Below are 14,414 nucleotides of genomic sequence, written 5' to 3' on the forward strand. Positions count from 1 at the left end.
GGGCCCCCCCGCCCCCGGCGGTCCGCGCCCCCCCCCGCCCCCCCCCCCCGGCCCCCCCGCGGGCTGCGCGCTCCCCTTCCCCCCGGCTGCGGCGGGCCCGGGCCGCGGCGGCCGCGGCCCCCCCGCCCCCGCGGGGACCCCGCCGCATCGACCGCGGCCCGCCGCCCCGCGCGAGCGGGACGACGGGCCGTGGTGTCGTCGGGACGACGGAGCCGAGGAGGCGCGGGTCAGACCGCGGGCATCGCTCCGGCGATCGTGATGGTCGCGCCCGAGGTGTAGCTCGACTCGGGGCTCACCAGGTGGACGTAGGCGGCGGCGAGCTCGGCGGGCTGACCGGGACGGCCGAACGGCGCCTGGCCGCCGAACTCCGACACCGTCTCGGCGTCGTCGGAGCCGGGCTGCAGGGGAGTCCACACCGGGCCGGGCGAGACCTGGTTGACGCGGATGCCCTTGGGGGCGAGCTGCTGCGCGAGACCTGCGGTGAAGACGCCGATCGCACCCTTGGTCAGGGCGTAGTCGATCTTGTCGGGGCTGGGCTGCGTGCCCTGCACCGAACCGGTCGTCACGATCGACGAGCCGGGCTCGAGGTGGGGGATCGCGGCCTGGGTCAGCCAGAACAGCGAGTAGACGTTGGTCTTGATGGTCGAGTCGATGTCCTCGGTGGTGAGCGTGAGGATGTCGTCGTTGCTCTTCATGCGACCGGCCACCATGACGAGGGTGTCGAGCCCGCCGAGCTCGTCGACCGCCTTCTGCACGAGGTCCTTGCAGTACTGCTCGTCCGAGATGTCGCCGGGGACGAGGACGGCCTTGCGACCCTCGCCCTCGAGCAGGTCGCGCACCTCTTCGGCGTCCTTCTGCTCGCGGGGCAGGTAGCTGAGCACGAGGTCGGCACCCTCGCGGCTGAGCGCGATCGCGGCGGCGCGACCGATGCCCGAGTCCCCGCCGGTCACGATGCCGCGGAAGCCGGTGAGGCGCTCCTTGCCGACGTAGCTGGTCTCGCCGTGGTCGGGCTTCGGGTCCATCTTCCAGGCCTCGCCCGGCAACGACTGCTCCTGCTTCGGGAACGGCGGTGCGGGGTAGAGGTCGACCGGGTTCTTCTTGTCGTATTGGCTCATGCGTCCACGCTGCTCGCACCGCGCCTCCTGCGGTCGGGGCGTGTACCCCGTGGGCGGTCATTCGGAGCGCACGCGGAGAAAGATGAGCGTCATGCGATCGATCTGGAAGGGCGCGATCACGTTCGGGCTCGTCAACGTGCCCGTCAAGCTGTACAGCGCCACCGAGGACCACGACGTGTCCCTGCACCAGGTGCACGACGCGGACGGTGGGCGCATCCGGTACCAGCGGAAGTGCGAGATCTGCGGCAAGGTCGTCGACTACGAGCACATCGACAAGGCGTACGACGACGGCGACCGCACGGTGGTGATCACGGGCGACGACCTCAAGTCGCTGCCCGAGGAGCGCTCGCGCGAGATCGACGTGCTCGAGTTCGTGCCGAGCGACCAGGTCGACCCGATCATGCTCGACCGCAGCTACTTCCTCGAGCCGGACGGCACCTCGCCCAAGGCCTACGTCCTGCTGCGCCGCACCCTGGAGGAGACCGACCGCACCGCGATCGTGCACTTCTCGCTGCGACAGAAGACGCGGCTCGCCGCCCTGCGCGTGCGGGGCGACGTGCTCATGCTGCAGACCCTGCTCTGGGACGACGAGGTGCGCGAGGCGCGGTTCCCGGCACTCGAGAAGCAGACGCGCATCAGCGACAAGGAGCTCGACATGTCGTCGTCGCTCGTCGACTCGCTGAGCGACGACTTCGAGCCCGCCGATTTCAGCGACGACTACCAGGAAGAGTTGCGACAGCTGATCGACGCGAAGCTCGAGGAGGGGGAGTCGCTCGACACCGACGCCACCTTCGGCGAGAAGCCCGAGGACGACGACGGTGAGGGTGGCGAGGTCATCGACCTGATGGAGGCGTTACGCCGGTCGGTCGAGACGAACCGGTCGGGCGGACACCGCAAGCCGACCAAGAAGCCGGCCGCCGCCGAGAAGCCCGCCGCCGAGAAGCCCGCCGCGAAGAAGCCGGCCACGAAGAAGCAGGCCGGGAAGAAGCCTGCCGCGAAGAAGCCGGCAGCGAAGAAGAAGCCCGCCTCGTCCACCTCCGAGAAGAAGCCGGCTCCCGAGAAGAAGGCGGCCCCCGAGAAGAAGGCCAGCTGACCGTAGCGGTCAGTGCTCGCGGAGCTCCTCGATCAGGTCGGCCTTCTTCAGGTCGGAGTAGCCGGTCACGCCGAGCTCTTTCGCGCGGCCTCTGAGTTCGTCCACCGTCCAGTCGTCGTACGAACCCGACTTCCCGCCCTTCGCGGCCACCTTCTTCTCACTGTTGCCCTTCTGGGCGGCAGCGTTCGAGATTCGCGCGGCTTTCTCCTTCGAGGCGCCCTCGTCGCGGAGCGCCTCGTACATGTCGGGCTTCTTCAGCTGCGGGGGAGTCTCATCCTTCGGCGTCATGCGCCCGACCGTACACTCGGCGCGGCGGCCCGTCGCACGCCTCAGGCGCCGAACTGCCAGCCGGTCACGTCGGGGTGGTCCTCGCCGTGTTCGTAGGCGTAGGCCCGGGCGGCCTCGCGTCGTGACTCGAAGTCCGCGATCACCTCGGGGTGCTCGTCGGCCAGCCCCGGCACCCGGTGCAGCACGTCGAGCACCAACCGGTATCGGTCGATGTCGTTGAGCATCGCCATGTCGAAGGGCGTGGTGGTCGTGCCCTTCTCCTGGAAGCCGCGCACGTGCAGGTTCTCGTGGTTCGTCCGTCGGTAGGTGAGCCGGTGCACGAGCGACGGGTAGCCGTGGAAGTCGAACACGACCGGTTTCGACGTCGTGAAGAGGGCATCGAAGTCGTCGTTCGTGAGGCCGTGCGAGTGCTCCGTCGAGTCTTGCAGTCGCATGAGGTCGACCACGTTGACCACGCGCGTGCTCAGCGACGGCAGTACCTGACGCAGCAGGTCGGCGGCCGCCACGGTCTCGAGGGTCGGCACGTCGCCGGCACAGGCCAGCACCACGTCGGGGTCGACGCCGTCGACGGGGGCACCCTCGGTGCCGGCCCACTCCCAGACGCCCACGCCACGCCGGACGTGCTCCTCGGCCTCGGACAGCGACAGCCAGGCGGGGGACTCCTGCTTGCCGGCGACGATCACGTTGACCGTGTCGGTCGTCCGGAACGCGTGGTCGGCCACGGCCAGCAGGGTGTTGGCGTCGGGCGCCAGGTAGATGCGCACGAGGTGCGCCTGCTTGTTGACGACGACGTCGAGGAACCCGGGGTCCTGGTGCGAGAACCCGTTGTGGTCCTGCCGCCAGACGTGCGACGACAGCAGGTACGTGAAGGACGAGATGGGCGCGCGCCAGTCGATCTCGTCGGCGCTCTCGAGCCATTTGGCGTGCTGGTTGAACATCGAGTCGACGATGTGCACGAAGGCCTCGTAGGTGTTGAGCAGCCCGTGGCGCCCGGTCAGCAGGTAGCCCTCCATGAGGCCCTGCAGCAGGTGCTCGCTCAGCACCTCCATCACGCGCCCGCTGCGGGCCACGTGCTCGTCCTCGGGCCAGATGTCGGCGGCCCACACCCGCTCGGTCACGTCGAACACCGGATCGAGTCGGTTCGAGACGGTCTCGTCGGGTCCGAAGAGACGGAACGTCGTCGGGTTGTCGCGGACGATCTCGGCGAGCCACCGACCGAGCACCCGGGTCGCCTCGGCCTGGGTGCGCCGGTCGTCCGAGGTCTCGACCGCGTGCGTGCGGTAGTCGGTGAGGGTGAGGTCGCGACGCACGAGACCGCCGTTGGACGCCGGGATGGCGCTCATGCGCTTCGCGCCCCGGGGCCGGAGCCCGTCGAGCCAGGCCACCGGCCGACCCGTCTCGTCGAAGAGATCGTCGGCACCGTACGACCGCATCCAGTCGTCGAGCTGCGCCCGGTGTCCGTCGTCCTCTCGGACCCCGCTGAGCGGCACCTGGTGTGCGCGCCAGGTGCCCTCGATGCGCTCGCCGTCGACGACCTTCGGGCCGGTCCAGCCCTTCGGGGTGCGCAGCACGATCATGGGCCACCGCGGGCGTTCGGTGCCGTCGCCGTCGCGGGCCTCGCGCTGCAGCTCGTCGATGCGGGCGAAGGCGTGGTCGAGGGCGGCGGCCATGCGCTCGTGCACCCGCATCGGGTCCTCGCCGTCGAAACCGCCGGCGACGACGAGCGGCTCGTACCCGTAACCCCGCATCAGCTCGAGCAGCTCGCTCTCGGGGATGCGCGAGAGCACCGTCGGGTTCGCGATCTTGTAGCCGTTGAGGTTGAGGATCGGCAGCACGGCCCCGTCGTGCCGGGCGTCGAGCAGCTTGTTCGCGTGCCAGCTCGTCGCCAGTGGCCCGGTCTCGGCCTCGCCGTCGCCGATGACGCAGACGGCCACCAGGTCGGGGTCGTCGAGCACCGCGCCGTAGGCGTGGCTCAGCGAGTACCCGAGTTCGCCGCCCTCGTTGATCGACCCCGGGGTCTCGGGGGCCGCGTGCGACGGGATGCCCCCCGGGAACGAGAACTGCTTGAACAGCTTCCGCAGCCCCGTGGCGTCCTGTGACACCTCGGGGAACAACTCGCTGTAGGTGCCCTCGAGGTACGTGTTGGCGACCATGGCCGGCCCGCCGTGCCCCGGGCCGCAGACGTACAAGAGGTCGCGGTCGTCGCGGCGGATCACGCGGTTGAGGTGCGCGTAGACGAAGCTCAGCGCCGGTGACGTGCCCCAGTGGCCGAGGAGGCGCGGCTTGATGTCGTCGCGCGCGATCGGCCGCGTGAGCAGTGCGTTGTCCATCAGGTAGATCTGCCCGACGGTCAGGTAGTTCGCCGCCCGCCACCACGCGTCGACGAGCACGAGCTCGTCGGGGGTCGCCGACGGCATCGGCGTCGAGTCGTCGTTCGTCACTGGCCCTCCATGTCGTCGGTGGTGCCCTCACGGCTCATCTCGTCGATGGTGATCGCGGCGTTGACGAGGGCGAGGTGGCTGAGGCCCTGGGGCACGTTGCCGAGGAACTGCCCGTCGTCGGCGCTGATCATCTCGGTCAGCAGGCCGACGTCGTTCGGCTGCTGCACGAGCTGGTCCATCAGCTCGACCGCTTCGTCCTGACGGCCCACGCAGGCCAGGGCGCTCGCGAGCCAGAAGGCACAGGCCACGAACGTGCCTTCCTCTTCGTCGACCTCGCTGTAGCGGAACACCAGGGGACCGGCGGAGAGCTCACGCTGCATCGCGTCGATCGTGCGGGACATGCGCTCGCCGCGGTCGAAACCGCTGGGGGCGTGCAGCAGCACCGAGGCGTCGAGCTTCTCGCTGCCCGGGTACATGACGTACGAGCCGATCTTCTCGTTCCAGCCGTGCTCGGCGACCCAGTCCTTGATCTGGTCGCGGTTCTTCCGCCAGAAGACGACGTCCTCGGGGTCGGGGTGCATCTGGCCGACCTCGGTGAGGTGCAGGGCGGCGTCGATTGCCTGCCAACAGCCCATCTTGCTGCTGACGTAGTGCTGCTCGTCCGGCAGCTCCCACATGCCCGAGTCCTTCTCCTGCCAGCGGCGGCAGGCGTCGTCGGCGAAACCGGCGAGCAGGTCGCCGGTGGACTCGTCGAGGATGTTGCCGTCGGCCGCGTACTGGCTCATGATCGCCAGGATGTCCGCGTAGGTGCCGAGCTGCAGCTGCTCGCCCGCCGGATTGCCCTTGTAGACCGGGCCGATGCCGCGCCAGCCCTCGGAGCCGGTCTCGTGGGTGCCGTCGGGCACCGAGCCGTCGAGGTTGAGGAAGATGTGCATCGTGCGGCCGTTGGCCTTGAGCGCCGAGAGCAGCCACGAGACGGCCGCCTGGGTCTCTTCGCGCAGTCCGAAGCGAACGAGCGCGTTGACCGTGTACGCCAGGTCGCGCACCCACGCGAAGCGGTAGTCCCAGTTCTTGTCCCCGGTGAAGTTCTCGGGCAGGGCCGCCGTGGCGGCGGCCGCGATCGCGCCGGTGGGGCTGAAGATCAGCAGTTTGAGCGCCAGGGCGCTGCGCTGCACGGCGCCGGACCACGGGCCGTCCCAGTTGAACTCGTCCGACCAGGTCTGCCAGTTGCGCACCGTGCGCTCGATGCCCTGGTCGACCACGTGCGGGTCGGGCAGATGCAGGGGTTCGTCCTCGACGCCGCAGAGGCAGATCAGCGAGCGCGACCCCTCGTGGGTGGTGAACTCGCCCCAGAACCGGTGAGGGCCACCGTGGGCCTCGCCGTCGCCGGGCTCGACCGAGTCGAGGCGGCCGTGCTCGAAGCCGACCAGGGCCAGGTTGATGTCGGCGGCCCGCAGGACCGGCCCGTGCAACGTGTCGACGCGGCGGATCGGGTGCGTGCCGAACGTGTTGCCCGGGATCACCGCCCAGCGCATGTCGACCGACCCGGTGACGCCCTCGATGCGACGGGCGAGTTCGGCCCAGGGCAGACGCCCCGCGACGCCGGTGACCAGCGCGTCGGTGATCTGGACGACACCCGTGGAGGTGCGGAAGCGGGTCACGAGGACGTTCGTGTTCTCGACGTACTCGCGCTGCACCTCGAAGTCGTCGTCGACGGGGCGCAGTTCGATGCGTCCACCCTTGCCCGCGTCGACGATGCCGGAGAACACCGGGTCGCTGTTCATGTCGGGCATCGGCAGCCAGTCGATCTGGCCGTCGCGGGCGATGAGGGCGACGGTCCGGCCGTCGCCGATCGCCCCGTAGGAGCGCAGCGGCACGTAGCCGTCGTCGCGGGGATCGGGGCGGTGCCATTCGCCGGCGGCGGCCGTCGTCGCGCCGAAGTGCTCGGCCTGGATGTCGTCGGTGGTCTCGAGGGTGTCCGTCACCCCTCCTACGGTGGCCCAGCGCGCCTCCTCGTGCCCGTCCCTCGCAGTGTTCTGTGTGCAAGGGACGGCCTCCGTACCCCTGGGGGCGAGAAACGGAGCCGGTGGACATGTCGGGCGGGTAGACCGGTCGGATGTCCCTTCCGACCGGAACCACGTCCGAACCCCGCCTGTTCTTCGACGCGAGGGCCACCCTCGGCGAGAGTCCCGTCTGGGACGTCGACGCCCACGAGCTGGTCTGGACCGACATCACGAACGGCCTCCTGCACCGCACCTCGGCGGACGGCACACGTGACACGACGGTCGTCGTGGACCCGCCCCTGCCGAGCTTCCAGCGTCGTCGCGGGGGCGGCCTGATCGCCGCACTGGACGACACGGTGATCGTCATGCGCGACGACGGGACCGAGCAGCGGACGATCGCGACGGTCGACCACGCCGACGAGCGCCTCCGGCTGAACGAGGGCAAGTGCGACCCGTTCGGCGCCTTCGTCGTCGGCGCCACCGACCCCGAGGGCAGCCCCGTGGCCGGTCTCTACCGCGTCGCCCCGGACGGCACGCTCACCCAGCTGCGTGACGACTTCGCCACGACCAACGGCTTCGAGTGGAACGACGACGGCAGCGAGATCTACCTGACCGACACCGGCGACGACACGATCTACCGGGCGTCGTGGGATGCCGACGGCACCCTGGGCGAGCTCGTCCCGTTCTCGTCGCAGGGCGCCCACGACGGCCTGGCCCGCGACGAGCACGGCGAGTTCTGGGGGGCCATATACGGAGAGGGCAAGGTGGTGCACCTCGACGCCGACGGCGGTCTCGTCGACGAGATCACCTTCCCGGTGCCGAACCTCACCGGCATCGGCTTCGGCGGTGACGACCTGCGCACGCTGTTCGTGCTGTCGGCCCGCGAGGGGCTGAGCGCCGACCAGCTCGACGAGTTCCCGCTGAGCGGGGGAATCTTCGCCCTCGAGCTCGACCGGGCCGCCCGCCCGCCGTTCCTGTTCGGCTGACGCGACGCGGCCCCGCCGCGGACGACGACGCCCGCCCGATCATGTGATCGGGCGGGCGTCGTCATGCCGTCGGCGGGTGGGCGTCAGATGCGCCCGACGAGCTCCTCGCGGGGGACGGCCCCGGCCGCGATGACGGCCCTGGCCGCGTCACGGGCCTCCTCGACGTTCCAGAGCAGCACGCCCTCGACCGATCCCTCGTCGCCGAGGTAGTAGGCGACCGCACGCCCGTCGCCCTTGTCGTCGACGACCGTCTCGAGCGACGCGTCGAGCGTGCCGACGGCCTCGTACGAGATGTCGAAGACCTTCGAGTAGTAGTACGGCGTGTGGTCGTAGACCTCGTCGGCGCCGGTCATGTTGCGACCGACGACGGGGCCCTGCGACTTGGCGTTGTCGACGTGCTCGACGCGGCGGCGCCCGAGGATCGCGTCCGGGTACGAGGCCACGTCGCCGGCGGCGAACACGTTCGCATCGCTCGTCCGCAGGTGCTCGTCGACCACGATGCCGTCGTCGACGGTCAGACCCGCGTCGGCCGCGAGCTGGTCGTCGACCGAGATGCCGAGCCCGACGACGACCGCGTCGGCGTCGAGGGTCGTGCCGTCGTCGAGTCGCAGGTGGACGCCGGCGTCGTCGGCCGTGCCGCTCTCGACGCGACGTCCGCGGGCCAGCTCGACCCGCGCCTCCTCGAATGCTCCCTCGAACGCCGAGGCGATCGACGCGGGGAAGACCGATCCGCCGAGCACGTCGTCCGGGAAGACCAGCGTCACGCGGGTGTCGTTCTGCACGAGGGCCGCGGCGAGCTCGGTGCCGATGTAGCTGCCGCCGACGACGACGACGTGGCGGCCGCCGCCGGAGAGGGAGCGCAGTCGGCGGTAGTCCTCGGCGGTCCGGAAGTACACGACGCGGTCGTCGTCCGGCAGGTCGAGTGCGGTGGGACTGCCGCCCGTGGCGAGCAGCAGGGCGCCGTAGCCGATGACGTCGCCGGCGCTGGTGGTCACGGTGCGGGCGTCGCGGTCGATCGACTCGACGAGCGTGCGCAGCCGGATCTCGGCACCCGAGTCGGCGACGGTGCCGAGGTCGTTGTCGGCCTCGGTGTAGTCGGGGTCGGTCCAGAGCTTCTTGGACAGCGCCGGACGCGTGTAGGGCGCATCGACGTCGGCGCTGACGATCAGCACCGACGCGTCGGGGGTGGCCTCGTGGATGGCCTTGGCGGCGGCGTCGGCGGTCATGCCGCCGCCCACGATGACGTGGTCGAACGATTCGGTCATGGGGTCGTCCTCTCGACGAGAGAGGGCACCGCCCGGGAGGCGCGGGTCGCGCGCTCCCGGACGGTGCCCTCGTGAGGTGGTCGGGTCAGTTGGCGATGGCGCCGACGCGGTCGAGGCCCTCGGCTGCGGCCTCCTCGTCACGCTGGCGCGTGTCGTCCTGACGGGCGTCCTTCTCGGGGTGACGGTTCTCGGCACCGGTCATCCAGGCGAGCTGCTCGAGGCGCTCGAGGATGCTGTGCAACACGTCGGCCGTCGTGGGGTCCTCGTCGTCGACGTCGTCGTGGACCGCGCGCATCGTGCCGGTGACGGCGTACATGCGGTCGACGATCAGGTCGACCACCGCGGTGGTCTCGACGGGGCCGGCGGGGAACTCGGGCAGGCTCGTCCCGCGGGTGACGGTCGAGGTGCGGCCGTCGGGGATCAGGTAGACGGCGCGCATGCGCTCGGCCACCTCGTCGCTGAACTCGCGGGCGGCGTCGACGATCTCGTCGAGCTGCAGGTGGAGGTCGCGGAAGTTCGAGCCGAGCAGGTTCCAGTGCGCCTGCTTGCCCTGGACGTGCAGTTCGATGAGGTCGACGAGGACCTTCTGCATGTTGTCGCGGAGTTGGTCGGATCCCTGGAACATGATGTCTCCCGTTCGTCGTGGGTTCGTGCGGAGTCGTCGCACCGGTGGGTGCGAGGTGGACGGTAGACCGCGGCCCTCGGCGACGGCTCAGTCTTCGGGGGACAGGCGAGCAGGACGGCCCGACCGGAGCGCCTGACCGCGCCCCCCGGGGACGTGCCGACGTGGCGCTGCCGGCCGTGATCGACTCGTGATCCACGGCCCTGGAGGACGGACCGTACCGGATGGTATGTTCGCCTGCATCGGCACCGAAGCCGACGCCCGGCCGCGGGTACCCGATCCTCGGCCCATGCTCTGAGGGGGGCTGACATGGCACGAGCGGTACCCGGACGCGCCGACCGACCCGGCTTCGACGCGGTCGAGATCACCAGGCTGCGACGCGAGATCGAGAGCGCGTGGGGCGCGTTCGACGACATCGAGCAGATGGACTTCGCCCATCGAGTGAGGGTCGTCCACGGCCTCGCGGACGCCCTGCCCGACGCGGCGAGCGCGGCGGCCCGAGCCGGGCTCGGCGGTCTCGCCCTGGCCCTGCTCGACGACGCGGCGTCCTTCCCGCCCCCGTGGGCGTCGATCTGCGGCCGCTGGGACCTCACGCTCGAGATGGCCCGGGCCGCGGTCGAGTCGATCGCCTGGCCCGAGGGCGAGCCCTGGGGCGAGCTGCCGCTGGTGGGCACGGCCGCCTGACGTCGCCTAGCGTGGCGGCATGAGCTCCACACCGTCGCGCGGTCACGGACGCCGTCGCGTCGGCCTCCGGCGGGTCCTCCGCACCGTCGTGCTCGCCTACCGGTACGTCTGGGGGGTGCGCCTCGGGCCGCGATCCGGCGGGGGGGGGCCGGGGCGCTACCGCGACGGCGACCGCGAGCCGGTGCTGCTGCTGCCGGGCGTCTACGAGACCTGGCGGTTCCTCCGTCCGGTGGCCGACCGGCTGAACGACCTGGGGCACCCGGTCGTCGTCGCGCCGGGCATGGGTCACAACCGTCGTCCGATCGCGGCCACCGCCGAGGTCGCGCAACGCATCCTGGACGCCCACGACCTGAGGGACGTCGTGGTCCTGGCGCACAGCAAGGGCGGACTGGTCGGCAAGACGATGATGGTCGCGACCGACACCGATCGCCGCATCGCCCGCATGGTGACGGTGAACAGTCCGTTCTCGGGGTCGCGCTGGGCGACGGTGCTGCCCGTCCGGGCGCTGCGGCCCTTCTCGCCCCGTGATGCCGACCTGCTGCGGCTCGCCGAGCAGCGTGAGGCGAACCGCACCATCGCCTCGATGGCGTCCCGGTTCGACGCCCACGTCACCGAGGGAAGCGTGCTGCCGGGCGCGGTCAACCTCGAGTTCCCGGTCGACGGGCACTTCCGGCCGCTGGGCCACGCACGGTGCGTCGCGATGATCGTGCGCGAGGTCGAGCACGGGGCGGGCGCGGGGCCGACGGCCGAGGCGTCCTAGCCCTCGACCCAGCCGAGGGCCCGCAGTGTCTCGACCGGGCGCTCGACGTGGGCGAAGTGGCCGCAGTCGTCGAGCAGCGTCGTGCGGGCGTGACGGACGACCTCGCCGAGGCGGTCGAGGTCCGACGATCGGGCGAAGACGTCGTCGGCACCGCTGACGGCGGCCACGTCGCACTCGATCCCGCGCCACCGCGCGGTGTCGTAGCCCTGCCCCGAGCGGGACGCGGCGAGGAACCCCCGGGGCCGCAGCTCGGCGACGAACGCCTCGAGCACCGAGCGGGGGACGCGGTCGACGTGTCGGAACACCGGCGACGACAGGGTGCGCAGCAGGCCGAGACGTGCGGCACCCCGCAGCAAGGACACGGAGGCGCGGGGCAGCACCGCGAACACCGCGCGCAGCAAGGTGAACGCGGGCAGTCGGAGGAGGCCGCGCACCGGGTGCGTCACGGCGTCGATCGCCGAGAACGACGTGGCCGACACGACCGAGACGCTGAGCACGAGGTCGGGTCGGACGGCGGCCAGGTGCAGGGCGACGAACGCCCCCATCGAGTGGCCGACGAGGTCGAACTCGGTGATGCCCAACGCCTCGGTGACCTCGACCACCACGGCGGCGGCCGACTCCACGTCGAGACCCCGGGCGGGTTCCGGCGAGGCCCCCCACCCGGGCAGGTCGATCAGGACGGGTCGCGAGACGACCGCGTCCACCTCGCGGAGGGCCTGCAGCAGAGGAGTCCAGGTCGTCCACGAGCCGGCCGCCCCGTGCAGCATGACCGTGGCCCGGCGTCGCGCGGACCGGTCGGCCGGCACCGGTGCGTGGTGCACGACGGTCCGGCCCTGCGCCGTCTCGACGGTCTCGCGGTCGATGCCGACGGCCCGCGGATCGGTCACCAGGTCGAAGGGGGCGTACCGGTCGAGGCTCGGATCGAGCACCTCTGTCGCCCGGCCCCGTCGCATCGTCGGATGCTACCCGATGATCTCTTCCCGCACGCGTCGCAGGTCCTCGAGCAGCGACCCGACCAGCACCCAGTTGTCCGGGTCGGGTCGCAGCACGCTGACCGGCGAGGTGAGAGCCGGGCCGTCGTCGTGCCCGGGGCCCGTCGCGTGCCCGCCGGTGGTGTCGGGGACGCGGGAGTCGCGCGCACCCGGGAGCGCCTCCTCGGTGGTCCGCGCCAACAGGCGCACGTCGTGGGCGGCCCGTCGCAGGTCCTCGGCGATGCTCTGCACCACGGGGTCGTCGGCCAACCCCGGGTCGTAGTTGTCGTGGACCGACCGCACCATGCCCACGACGCGGTTGACGAGCACGGTCAGCCGCCGGAGCAGCGCCGCGTCGGCCTCGAGCACGCTGCGGTTGCGGCTCGCGCGGGGGTTGAGCTGCAGGCTCTCCTCGCCCGCGGTGACCGCGTCGACCGCTCGGGCCTGGACCACCCGCAGCTCGCGCGCCTCGGTCAAGCCGGTGGCGAGTCGCGGCCCGTCGACCGGCTCGTCGAGCACGGCGGCGGTCTCGTCGAGCACGGATGCGATGTCGCGCGCCAGGCGGCCGACGGCGAGGTGCGCCGGCGCGAGCGCGACGGGAGGCACGATCAACGCGTTGATCGCCAGCGCGATGGCCGCGCCGATGATGGTCTCGAGCACCCGGTCGAGCGCGTAGTCGGGCGTCTGGGCGCCGATCGCGAGGACGAGCATCGCCGAGATCGGCACCTGGTTCGCCGAACTCGGCGTCAGGCGGAACGCCCAGGCGACGAGCAGGCTCACCACGACGATCGCCAGCACGATCCAGGTCGCGTCACCGAACAGCTGGCCGGCCGCGAACGCGATGAGCACGCCGGCGATGACGCCCACGCTGCGCTCGAGCCCGCGGACGAACGACTGGTTGACGCTCGGCAGCACCACGAGCAGGGCCGCGATCGCCGCGAAGATCGGCAACGGCTGCTGCAACAGGGCCACCGACGCGAACCACGCCGCCATCACCGCGACGCTGGTCTTCACCACCTGCAACAGGGGCGCGCGCTTCGTCTGGCGGATGCGCGAGACGATCTTCACGACCCCCAGGGTAGACGGGGAGGCGCGGCCCGCGTCGCGACGCCGCGTCAGGTCACGAAACGGCCCCCCCCCCCCCCCCCCCCGCCGAGCGGGTCGGGTGCTGGTTGACTGCGTCCCCGTGTGGCCCACCCCCGCCGAGGTGCCCCCCGCCGCGTTCGCGAACTCGGGGCTGACCGTCGTCGCCTTCCGCCCCCCCTCGGCCGAGCCCTCGGGCGCCGGGTTCCTCTACGGCTACGAGGTCGACCCGGTCGCCCCCGCCGGCGCGACGTCGACCGTGCTGACCTTCATCGACACCGCCCCCCGGGCCGCCGACGCGTCGTCGGTCCTCCCCCGCGACCCGACCACCGGTCAGCCGCTCGCCGTCTGGGCCTACCCGGCCGACCCCCTGCTGCCGGCGCTCGCCGGGGCCACCTACCCCGACCGGGTCGCCGACGCGCTCGCGGCCCTCGGCGTCGTCGTCACCGACCCCCGGTTGAGCGTCGCGGCGCACCGACCCGGCAAGCGGGCCGTGATCCGCCTCGACGCCGCCGAGACGACCGTCTTCCTCAAGGTGGTCCGGCCCGTCCGGGGGGGGCCGGGCGTCGCCCTGCGCGAGGCGGCCCGGGCGCAGGGGCTGCGGCGCCCGCCGTGCTCGCGTCGCGACCGGACGGCCTGCGCGGCCGCGGGCGCGTCCCCGGGGTGCCGGCCGGGCAGCGCGTCGTCGAGCTCGCCGACGACCCCCGGTTCGTCGAGCAGATGGTCGACCTGGGGACGCGCATCGCCCGGGTCGAGGTGACCGCCCGGGCACAGTCCGACGCCCTCGACCACGGGGCCTGGCACCGGTCGACGCTGCGCGCCGCGCTGCCCGACCGGGCGACCGAGATCGACGGCCTCTACGACGAGATCGACCGGCGCCGCGCCTCCTCCGCCTCCGACGCCCTGGTCGTGATCCACGGCGACCTGCACCTCGAGCAGCTGTTCGTGCACCCGTCCGAGCCATGGCGGGTCACCGGTCTGCTCGACGTCGACACCGCGGGGCTCGGGCACCCGGCCCGTGACGCCGCGGCCCTCGTCGCCCACCTGGTCGTGACCGGGCAGTGGCACCGGGGCGACGGCGGCGGGGCCGCGGCACGGGCCTGCGAGGGCGGTCTCTTCCTCCAGTCTGTCTCCTACGGCGGTTGGCCCTGCGGGGCTGTGTC

General features: G+C 71.9%; 13 protein-coding genes. 5 read left to right on the plus strand and 8 right to left on the minus strand.

Going from position 1 to position 14,414, the window contains the following annotated elements:
- Positions 1 to 227: 227 nt before the first annotated feature.
- Positions 228 to 1,115, minus strand: coding sequence for an SDR family oxidoreductase (locus AEQ27_RS01870; protein ID WP_054145142.1), 888 nt, complete (start codon positions 1,113 to 1,115; stop codon positions 228 to 230).
- A gap of 91 nt (positions 1,116 to 1,206) precedes the next feature.
- Here AEQ27_RS01870 and AEQ27_RS01875 point away from each other — a divergent pair, with 91 nt between their 5' ends.
- Positions 1,207 to 2,208 carry a Ku protein gene (locus AEQ27_RS01875; protein WP_054145151.1) on the plus strand — a complete coding sequence of 334 codons (1,002 nt, stop codon included), beginning with the start codon at positions 1,207 to 1,209 and terminating at the stop codon, positions 2,206 to 2,208.
- 9 nt (positions 2,209 to 2,217) lie between these two features.
- Here AEQ27_RS01875 and AEQ27_RS01880 read toward each other — a convergent pair whose 3' ends face one another.
- The 3 genes from AEQ27_RS01880 to AEQ27_RS01890 are packed head-to-tail and all read right to left on the minus strand — an operon-like array spanning position 2,218 to position 6,754.
- Positions 2,218 to 2,496 carry a Rho termination factor N-terminal domain-containing protein gene (locus AEQ27_RS01880; protein WP_054145143.1) on the minus strand — a complete coding sequence of 93 codons (279 nt, stop codon included), beginning with the start codon at positions 2,494 to 2,496 and terminating at the stop codon, positions 2,218 to 2,220.
- 41 nt (positions 2,497 to 2,537) lie between these two features.
- Entirely contained in the window at positions 2,538 to 4,913 is a 2,376-nt protein-coding gene (locus tag AEQ27_RS01885) for a phosphoketolase (RefSeq protein ID WP_054145152.1), read from the minus strand.
- Between the two features lie 20 nt (positions 4,914 to 4,933).
- Complete coding sequence (locus AEQ27_RS01890; protein ID WP_054145153.1) at positions 4,934 to 6,754, minus strand: glycoside hydrolase family 15 protein; 1,821 nt, start codon at positions 6,752 to 6,754, stop codon at positions 4,934 to 4,936.
- A 239-nt stretch (positions 6,755 to 6,993) separates the two neighbouring features.
- On the opposite strand from AEQ27_RS01890, the gene AEQ27_RS01895 reads away from it, so the two are divergent.
- Complete coding sequence (locus AEQ27_RS01895; RefSeq protein ID WP_054145144.1) at positions 6,994 to 7,866, plus strand: SMP-30/gluconolactonase/LRE family protein; 873 nt, start codon at positions 6,994 to 6,996, stop codon at positions 7,864 to 7,866.
- A gap of 83 nt (positions 7,867 to 7,949) precedes the next feature.
- On the opposite strand, the gene AEQ27_RS01900 is transcribed toward AEQ27_RS01895, so the two are convergent.
- Positions 7,950 to 9,131: an NAD(P)/FAD-dependent oxidoreductase gene (locus tag AEQ27_RS01900; RefSeq protein WP_054145145.1), complete on the minus strand. Its 1,182-nt coding sequence runs from the start codon at positions 9,129 to 9,131 to the stop codon at positions 7,950 to 7,952.
- An 85-nt stretch (positions 9,132 to 9,216) separates the two neighbouring features.
- Positions 9,217 to 9,756 carry a Dps family protein gene (locus AEQ27_RS01905; protein ID WP_082383151.1) on the minus strand — a complete coding sequence of 180 codons (540 nt, stop codon included), beginning with the start codon at positions 9,754 to 9,756 and terminating at the stop codon, positions 9,217 to 9,219.
- A 306-nt stretch (positions 9,757 to 10,062) separates the two neighbouring features.
- On the opposite strand from AEQ27_RS01905, the gene AEQ27_RS01910 reads away from it, so the two are divergent.
- Positions 10,063 to 10,437, plus strand: a complete 375-nt coding sequence (locus AEQ27_RS01910) for a hypothetical protein (protein ID WP_054145146.1) — start codon at positions 10,063 to 10,065, stop codon at positions 10,435 to 10,437.
- Positions 10,438 to 10,456: 19 nt separating this feature from the next.
- Positions 10,457 to 11,197, plus strand: a complete 741-nt coding sequence (locus tag AEQ27_RS01915; RefSeq protein ID WP_054145147.1) for a triacylglycerol lipase — start codon at positions 10,457 to 10,459, stop codon at positions 11,195 to 11,197.
- Here the strand turns inward: AEQ27_RS01915 and AEQ27_RS01920 are convergent.
- Together AEQ27_RS01920 and AEQ27_RS01925 are read right to left on the minus strand one after the other, a co-directional pair.
- Complete coding sequence (locus tag AEQ27_RS01920) at positions 11,194 to 12,150, minus strand: alpha/beta fold hydrolase (RefSeq protein WP_082383152.1); 957 nt, start codon at positions 12,148 to 12,150, stop codon at positions 11,194 to 11,196. The two genes, AEQ27_RS01915 and AEQ27_RS01920, sit on opposite strands and share 4 nt — an antisense overlap.
- A 9-nt stretch (positions 12,151 to 12,159) precedes the next feature.
- The gene (locus AEQ27_RS01925) at positions 12,160 to 13,236 is read right to left on the minus strand and encodes an aromatic acid exporter family protein (protein WP_054145149.1); all 1,077 of its coding nucleotides are present in this window, start codon (positions 13,234 to 13,236) and stop codon (positions 12,160 to 12,162) included.
- A 627-nt stretch (positions 13,237 to 13,863) separates the two neighbouring features.
- Between AEQ27_RS01925 and AEQ27_RS17615 the strand changes: the two genes are divergently transcribed.
- Positions 13,864 to 14,414, plus strand: a 551-nt coding sequence (locus AEQ27_RS17615; RefSeq protein ID WP_161805447.1) for a phosphotransferase family protein, incomplete at its 3' end; no start/stop codon positions are given.

The sequence above is a fragment of the Frigoribacterium sp. RIT-PI-h genome, assembly GCF_001297205.1.
GTDB lineage: Bacteria > Actinomycetota > Actinomycetes > Actinomycetales > Microbacteriaceae > Frigoribacterium.

Coding starts and splice junctions, on each gene's coding strand:
- AEQ27_RS01895 (WP_054145144.1), top strand. CDS start 6,994: ATGTCCCTTCCGACCGGAACCACGTCCGAACCCCGCCTGTTCTTCGAC.
- AEQ27_RS01875 (WP_054145151.1), top strand. CDS start 1,207: ATGCGATCGATCTGGAAGGGCGCGATCACGTTCGGGCTCGTCAACGTG.
- AEQ27_RS01920 (WP_082383152.1), bottom strand. CDS start 12,150: ATGCGACGGGGCCGGGCGACAGAGGTGCTCGATCCGAGCCTCGACCGG.
- AEQ27_RS01885 (WP_054145152.1), bottom strand. CDS start 4,913: ATGCCGTCGGCGACCCCCGACGAGCTCGTGCTCGTCGACGCGTGGTGG.
- AEQ27_RS01915 (WP_054145147.1), top strand. CDS start 10,457: ATGAGCTCCACACCGTCGCGCGGTCACGGACGCCGTCGCGTCGGCCTC.
- AEQ27_RS01900 (WP_054145145.1), bottom strand. CDS start 9,131: ATGACCGAATCGTTCGACCACGTCATCGTGGGCGGCGGCATGACCGCC.
- AEQ27_RS01910 (WP_054145146.1), top strand. CDS start 10,063: ATGGCACGAGCGGTACCCGGACGCGCCGACCGACCCGGCTTCGACGCG.
- AEQ27_RS01870 (WP_054145142.1), bottom strand. CDS start 1,115: ATGAGCCAATACGACAAGAAGAACCCGGTCGACCTCTACCCCGCACCG.
- AEQ27_RS01905 (WP_082383151.1), bottom strand. CDS start 9,756: ATGTTCCAGGGATCCGACCAACTCCGCGACAACATGCAGAAGGTCCTC.
- AEQ27_RS01880 (WP_054145143.1), bottom strand. CDS start 2,496: ATGACGCCGAAGGATGAGACTCCCCCGCAGCTGAAGAAGCCCGACATG.